This is a genomic window from Conexibacter sp. W3-3-2 (assembly GCF_009707605.1).
GTDB classification, from domain to species: domain Bacteria; phylum Actinomycetota; class Thermoleophilia; order Solirubrobacterales; family Solirubrobacteraceae; genus Paraconexibacter; species Paraconexibacter algicola.
The window spans coordinates 116,019-122,018 of record NZ_WLYW01000004.1 but is presented as its reverse complement, the minus strand read 5'-3'; the positions used below and the strand labels follow the sequence as shown (position 1 = coordinate 122,018).

Here is a 6,000-nt window from a genome sequence, read left to right as displayed (position 1 = left end):
GCCGACCACGCGCACGCCGAATCGGTCGCACCCTCGTCCGCCGCTGTGCTCGAACGACGCCGGTCCGCGCCGATGAGCTAGGCAACGACGGGGGCGCATCCCCAGAACCGCGGGTGCGCGTCGGGCGGACGGCTTTATGGGACGCAAACGTGGTCGCCTGGACAGACAGACAAGGCGTATTTCGGCGGTCACGATCTCTCTCACTACGAGAGACGTGGCACCGCCCCTCTCACCCGACCGGGAGAGGACCTTTCCCCATGCGCCGTGCCCCTCACGTGCTGGCCAGTGTCGCTGCGTCAGCCGCGCTCGCACTCTCTGCGACCGCTGCCCTCTCCCTCGCCCCCTCGATGGCGCTGGCCGACGGGCCGACCAGCGCTGTGGTCAGCGACCTGGACCAGGCGCTGGCCGAACAGGGCCTGGCCGGCTCGGTCGCGCCGAGCGGCATCGACGCCCCGTCTGACGGGAGCGCCGACGTGCAGATCACCCCGGGGCCGCCGACGGGCCGGTCTCGCTCGCCACGCCGCAGATCACGCTCGGCCTTCCGGCCGACGGTGCCGGCACCCCGGCAGGGTCCACCACCATCTACGACGGCGACCACGCCGACAACCAGATCGCCGTGCAGCCGACGATCGCCGGCGCCCGCGCGCTCATCCACATCATCTCACCCGACGCGCCGACCACCTACCGCTTCGCGCTCGGCGGCGCCGCTGCGGCGCTGCAGCAGCAGGCCGACGGCTCGATCGCCGTCCTCGATGAGAACGGCGCGACCGCCGCGCTGCTGCCCGCACCGTGGGCGCGGGACGCCGAGGGCCGCGAGATCGCCACCCGCTACGAGATCGACGGCACCGACGTCGTGCAGATCGTCGAGCACCGCACCGCGGGCGTGAGCTACCCCGTCGTCGCCGACCCCAGCGTCGACCTCGATCCCGGCTGGCTGACCATCAAGGCGACCTTCTCCAAGGACGTCACCAACCGCGTCGCGTCCCTGGCCGTCGGTGCCGCCGGCACCGCCGCAGCGATCTCCGAGGCCTGCAGCCTGATCCCCAACTTCGCGCTGAAGGCCGCCTGCAAGGGCATCATCGCCGCTCGCGCCTACAACTTCATCAACTCCGCCCGCGACGCCCGCGCCAACGGCCAGTGCCTGTACTACCAGGCCCCTACGCCCAGCTGTGGTCCGGCTGGTTCGGACGCAGCAGCAAGGACTGCCACAATCGCTGACATGCCCTCCGCACTGCTCTCCCGCGCGCTGACCTCAGCGGTCACCGCGATGGTCGTCTTCGGAGTCCTCGCCATGCTGCTGGACCTCGATAACGCCGCGCAGCTCGCAGTTGCGCTCGTCGCGGCACTGCTCGCCGGGGGGCTGGCCGCGACCGGCGTCCAGCACCTCGTCAGGCACCGCACCGGCGCCTGACCTGGCATCAACGACGTCCCGGAAGCCCGCACACACTCTGCGGGCTTCCGCCGTTCCCACCGCGTGCTCCAGAGCTTCCGCACCACCTGCCGCACAACGGCCCCCGTGTCGAGTTCCGGACCGTCCGGCCAGCGAAGCGCAGAGACGGCTCTCCACGCTGACGTCATCTTCAGCCCCCGGCCAGCGCCACAAGACCAAACCCGGTGCAGTGCGCATCCCCAGTTCTGGGTGGTGGGTGTCGGGCGATCGGCTGACGTCGATCGGGCCGCCTGACGGACAGAAATTCAGCAGACGAACCGCGATGCTTCAGGGCGGCGCCCGGGCTCCGTCGGTTGAGGCGTGTCGGCACTTTCGAACTGCAGGAGATCTGGTTTCTGTGAAGCTTTCACGCCGCGTTGCGGCCACCATCCTCATGACCGTCGTCAGCGTGCTGGCGGTGGGTGCGTCGGCGCAGGCCGCGCCGCGGATCGTCGGTGGGTCGGAGGTGCCGGCCGGCGGGTTCCCATGGCAGGTCGCGCTCGTCGATGCAGCGGCCCCGGTCGAGGGCCAGTTCTGCGGCGGGACGCTGATCAGCCCAACCCGCGTCCTAACCGCCGCCCACTGCGTCACCGACACCGCCCCGGCAGACATCGCGGTCGTGGCCAACCGCCCGACCCTCTCGGACCAGACCGTGGGCACCGCAGCGACGGTCTCGGCGATCTCGGTCAACCCCGACGCCGACGCCTACGCCGGAGTTCCGCGCAACGACCTCGCGCTGCTGCTGCTGAGCGGGCCGGTCCCCAACGCCAAGCCGATCGCGATCACCGGTGCGCAGGGCGGCAGCGACGACAGCCTGTGGGCTGTGGGCAAGACGCTGTCGGTCTCGGGGTGGGGGCGCTGCACGATCCCGGCCCGTTCGGGGCCGTCTACACCGCCGACACGCTGCGCTTCACCACGGTGGACCGGCTCAGCGACAGCGCCTGCACCGACGCCTACGGCTCCTCCTTCCGCACCACAGACATGTTCTGCGCCTCGAGCCCGGGCCGGGACTCCCTACGGGGACTCCGGCGGCCCGATCATCGCCCCGACCGTCGCGAGCCCGGACCCGGCCAACCCGGCGGACTACCGCCTGGTCGGCGTGGTGTCCTGGGGCGAGGGCTGCGCGCAGCCCGGATTCCCCGGCGTCTACACCCGTCTCGCGGCCCCAGCGCTGCGCGCCTACGCGACCGCTCCCAACCCGCCGATCGCACCCACCATCACCAGCCCGCCCACCATCACCGGCAACCCGGTAGTCGGGGAGACCCTGAGCTGCGGGCCGGCCACGTTCTCCGCACCGCCGCAGAGCACGGACACGTTCTGGTACACGGTCGACGTCAACTCCCCGCTGCCCTATCCCACGGCGATCCCCGACGCCACCAGCGCCACCTACACGCTCACCGTCGCGGACACCGGGCTGCTGATCGCCTGCGTCCAGCACGCCGCCTACCCCAACGCCGACCTGTATGCCGAGAGCGACCTGCTCGGCCCGATCGCCACGAGCGGGACGCCGGAGATGCCGCTCGGGGCCGAGGGTCAAAGCGTGCTGCTGAGCTACCAGCTCGCGGCTGTCACCTCGCAGCTCTCCACGCTGCAGGCCCAGGTCGCCGGTCTGCAGGCCCAGCAGCAGGACAATCGCTGCGCTGCAGGCCAAGCTCAAGGCCGCGCGCGCGCAGGCCGCCAAGCTACGCAAGCAACTCAAGGCCAGCCGCAAAGCTCTCAAGGCCGCCAAGCGCAAGGCGGCAGCCAAACGCAAGCGCACGACGCGCCGCCCTTCGGGCCGTCGCGCACCGCCGCGCCTGAACACGGTCACCGGGGCGCTCATGGCCGGAGCGGGCGTCCCCGACGCAAGGTGGGATCGGGGACGCCGGTGTGAGAGCTCCGGTCCGCGCGTGAGAGGTGGCACGCAGCGGTCCAGCGCACTCTACGCGCGGCTACCCGGCCGCGGCGAAATCCTGGGTCGCGGCGTGCGCGGGTGGGGAGGGGTGTGGGCGGCGACGTAGAGCGTCGCGCCCGACGGGCTTGACCCCATAGCCGCCGCGTGCCCGAGGCGGCGGGCCTCGCCCAGCAGCACCCGCACCCGCCGCTCCTCCAGGCCAAGCTGGGCGGCGAGCTGCCGGCAGGTCACCTGCCGCCCATCACGGACCTGCAACTCCCGCACGACAAGATCCAGCCCGTCCATGACAACCCCCGTTCGTCGAAACCCTCACACCCTGCCCGTGCGCCAGGTCACCGTACTGCAGCCGCCGTTGATGCGCCAACAACCTGGGCATCATGAGACACGCGTTGCGCGTTCAGCTGGCCGTGAGAGGGAGGTGGGGTGGTCGCATGTAGTGCGGAGGGTCTCGAGGGTCTGGCGCAGCAGGCGTGAGACGTGCATCTGGCTGAGGCCGACGCGCTCGGCGATCTGCGACTGCGTGAGGTCCTCCTCGAAGCGCAGCCGCAGGATCTCGCGCTCACGCGGCCCGACGACGCCGAGCGCGGCGTCCAGGGTGGCGCGGTGCTCGGCCAGCGCATACCCGCCGTCACGGTCGCCGTGGAGCTCGTGCAGCGTCGCGGTGTCCTGCAGGACCGGGGCGTCCAGCGACCCGACCGCCCGCGCGCGCTCACCAGCCATCACGTCCAGAATCTCCTCGACGGTCAGCTCGCAAGCCCGCGCGAGCTCGGGCACCGACGGGGAGCGCTGCAACCGGACGGTGAGCCGCTCGGTCTCGGTCTGCAGGAGCGCGGCGCGCTCCTGGATGTCGCGAGGCAGCCGGATCGTCGGCGCCTTGTCACGGAAGTGCCGGCGGATCTCCCCGGCGATGTTCGGGACCGGGCAAGCAGCCTGGACTTCCTGGGCATCGACTACTTCCCCGGGATCTCCGACAACGACTACAACTTCGACCGCATCGCAAAGGACATCGACGAGGCCAAGCGCCGCACCGGCAAGCCGTTCTACTTCACCGAGCTCGGAAGCCCCGGTGGCACCACGGCACAGAAGACCCGGATCGCCTCAGCAGTCCGCCGCTTCGAAGGCCAGGTCAGCGGGTTCTGGATGTGGAACCGCTTTGCGGTGAAGTCCAAGCGCGACGCCGAACGGTTCACGCTCGGAGCCCCGGCCATCCAGTACCTCAAGTACCACTTCTGACCAACACTATGATCCTCACCCCGAAGAAGCGCCTGCTCAGCGCAGCGTGCGTCATGGTGGGCAGCGGCATCCTCGCCGCGCCCGCCGCCGCCAGCCCCCAGATCATCACCCCGGTCCGCGTCGACACCGCGAAGGCCGGCGGCTACGAGGAGCTCGGACGTACCCAGTTCGCCCGCGGCGTCGTCGGCCACGGCCGCCGCTACATCGCGTACATCCCGGCAGCCGCGACAACCCGTCTGCGCGTGCGTGACACGCAGACCATGCGCGTGTTCGACATCCGACTCGGCCGCCGCGGCTGCGTGGCACTGGATGGCGATGATCGCACCGCGCTGGTGGGCTGCTACCGCGACGGCATCCAGCGCACTGCGCTGCTCATCGACCTGCGCAGCCGGAAGGTCCGATCACGGCCGACGACCAACACCCGAACCGTCGTCGACGCGCTCGGCACAAGGTGGCTGGCTATCAGACGATGCGTGAACGGGGAGCCGGGCGAGGCCCTCACGTGCATCGCCGTCTACCGTAACCGCCGAACCGGCAAGACCGTCGACGACCTCGGACCCGGCCGCGACCTCGACAGCGACACACTCAAGCCACGCTGCGCCACGCTACGGGCCTTGATGCCCGAGACCCCAACGCCGAGGCCCTGGCGTGCAGTACTCGCGTCATCGCGACACGCAGCACCGACAACCCGACCGTCAACACTGTGCTGCGACGCCGCGGAGCACCCGCAATCACCCTCAGCCCCCGCTACGGCGGTCTGGCCGACCAGCCGTTCCTCGCGCTCGACGACACCCTCGCCGTCTGGACCGCCAGCAGCACCTCCGGCCCCCCGCGCAGGCTACGGGCTGCAACTCCCATCCCGACGCCGGATCCGCTACGCCGTCCCCTCGCGAGCGACCGTCCGGCTCACCCAGCACGAGATCGTCTTCGCCCACGCACCCTTCGGCACCGACGGCACCACCGCACCCATCACGATCGCCCGCCGACCCTGAGCAGAACCCCCAAGAGTTAAGGTGGGCCGATGCCTGAGTACCCTCAAAGTGAGTTCGCGGCTCGCCTCAAGAGCCAAGGTCTGGAGAAGATCGGCGAGTCGACGATCGTCACGTCGACCGGCGACGGCGTCACCGTGACGATCGCCGGGACCGATGCCGCGATCACGGCATCGAGCTCCTCGGTGACGATCAGCTACCCGGACGACGGGGGCACGATCAGCATCCCGCTAGACGGCACCACGTACGACGAGATCGAGCTGGACGACCGCACGCTGCAGTACACCCTCGATGCAGGCGCCGGGACAACGATCGTGATCACCCACGACCAAAGCGCGTAACGAGCGGCCCCTGAGCGCCGTCCTGCGTCGTCCGAATCTTGGCAGCGAGGCCTTGCAAGCTGGGCCTCATCGCGCCAGAGTGCGGCCTACCTGACCAGTCGCGTTCCCGGGGGC

At 70.5% G+C, this 6,000-nt stretch carries 7 protein-coding genes; 5 read left to right on the top strand and 2 right to left on the bottom strand.

Annotated elements, in window-relative coordinates; genetic code table 11:
- The first annotated feature begins 616 nt into the window (after positions 1-616).
- Both GKE82_RS26445 and GKE82_RS26440 read left to right on the top strand, forming a co-directional pair.
- The gene (locus tag GKE82_RS26445; RefSeq protein WP_154735857.1) at positions 617-1,411 is read left to right on the top strand and encodes a hypothetical protein; all 795 of its coding nucleotides are present in this window, start codon (positions 617-619) and stop codon (positions 1,409-1,411) included.
- Positions 1,412-1,619: 208 nt separating this feature from the next.
- A complete protein-coding gene (locus GKE82_RS26440) occupies positions 1,620-3,302 on the top strand; it encodes a trypsin-like serine protease (RefSeq protein WP_154735856.1) in 1,683 nt (560 codons plus the stop codon).
- A gap of 48 nt (positions 3,303-3,350) precedes the next feature.
- Here GKE82_RS26440 and GKE82_RS26435 read toward each other — a convergent pair whose 3' ends face one another.
- Both GKE82_RS26435 and GKE82_RS26430 read right to left on the bottom strand, forming a co-directional pair.
- Complete coding sequence (locus tag GKE82_RS26435; RefSeq protein ID WP_154735855.1) at positions 3,351-3,608, bottom strand: hypothetical protein; 258 nt, start codon at positions 3,606-3,608, stop codon at positions 3,351-3,353.
- 90 nt (positions 3,609-3,698) lie between these two features.
- Positions 3,699-4,181: a sigma-70 family RNA polymerase sigma factor gene (locus tag GKE82_RS26430; RefSeq protein WP_230317299.1), complete on the bottom strand. Its 483-nt coding sequence runs from the start codon at positions 4,179-4,181 to the stop codon at positions 3,699-3,701.
- A 27-nt stretch (positions 4,182-4,208) separates the two neighbouring features.
- On the opposite strand from GKE82_RS26430, the gene GKE82_RS29505 reads away from it, so the two are divergent.
- The 3 genes from GKE82_RS29505 to GKE82_RS26420 are packed head-to-tail and all read left to right on the top strand — an operon-like array spanning position 4,209 to position 5,886.
- Positions 4,209-4,556 carry a hypothetical protein gene (locus GKE82_RS29505; protein ID WP_230317290.1) on the top strand — a complete coding sequence of 116 codons (348 nt, stop codon included), beginning with the start codon at positions 4,209-4,211 and terminating at the stop codon, positions 4,554-4,556.
- An 8-nt stretch (positions 4,557-4,564) separates the two neighbouring features.
- On the top strand, positions 4,565-5,548 hold the full coding sequence (locus GKE82_RS26425) for a hypothetical protein (protein WP_196189490.1): 984 nt from the start codon (positions 4,565-4,567) through the stop codon (positions 5,546-5,548).
- A gap of 29 nt (positions 5,549-5,577) precedes the next feature.
- Positions 5,578-5,886: a hypothetical protein gene (locus GKE82_RS26420; protein WP_154735793.1), complete on the top strand. Its 309-nt coding sequence runs from the start codon at positions 5,578-5,580 to the stop codon at positions 5,884-5,886.
- Positions 5,887-6,000: the final 114 nt, after the last annotated feature.

What these genes read in the sequence shown, in the direction of transcription:
- GKE82_RS26435 (WP_154735855.1), bottom strand. Translation starts at nt 3,608, where the DNA reads ATGGACGGGCTGGATCTTGTCGTGCGGGAGTTGCAGGTCCGTGATGGG.
- GKE82_RS26425 (WP_196189490.1), top strand. Translation starts at nt 4,565, where the DNA reads ATGATCCTCACCCCGAAGAAGCGCCTGCTCAGCGCAGCGTGCGTCATG.
- GKE82_RS26420 (WP_154735793.1), top strand. Translation starts at nt 5,578, where the DNA reads ATGCCTGAGTACCCTCAAAGTGAGTTCGCGGCTCGCCTCAAGAGCCAA.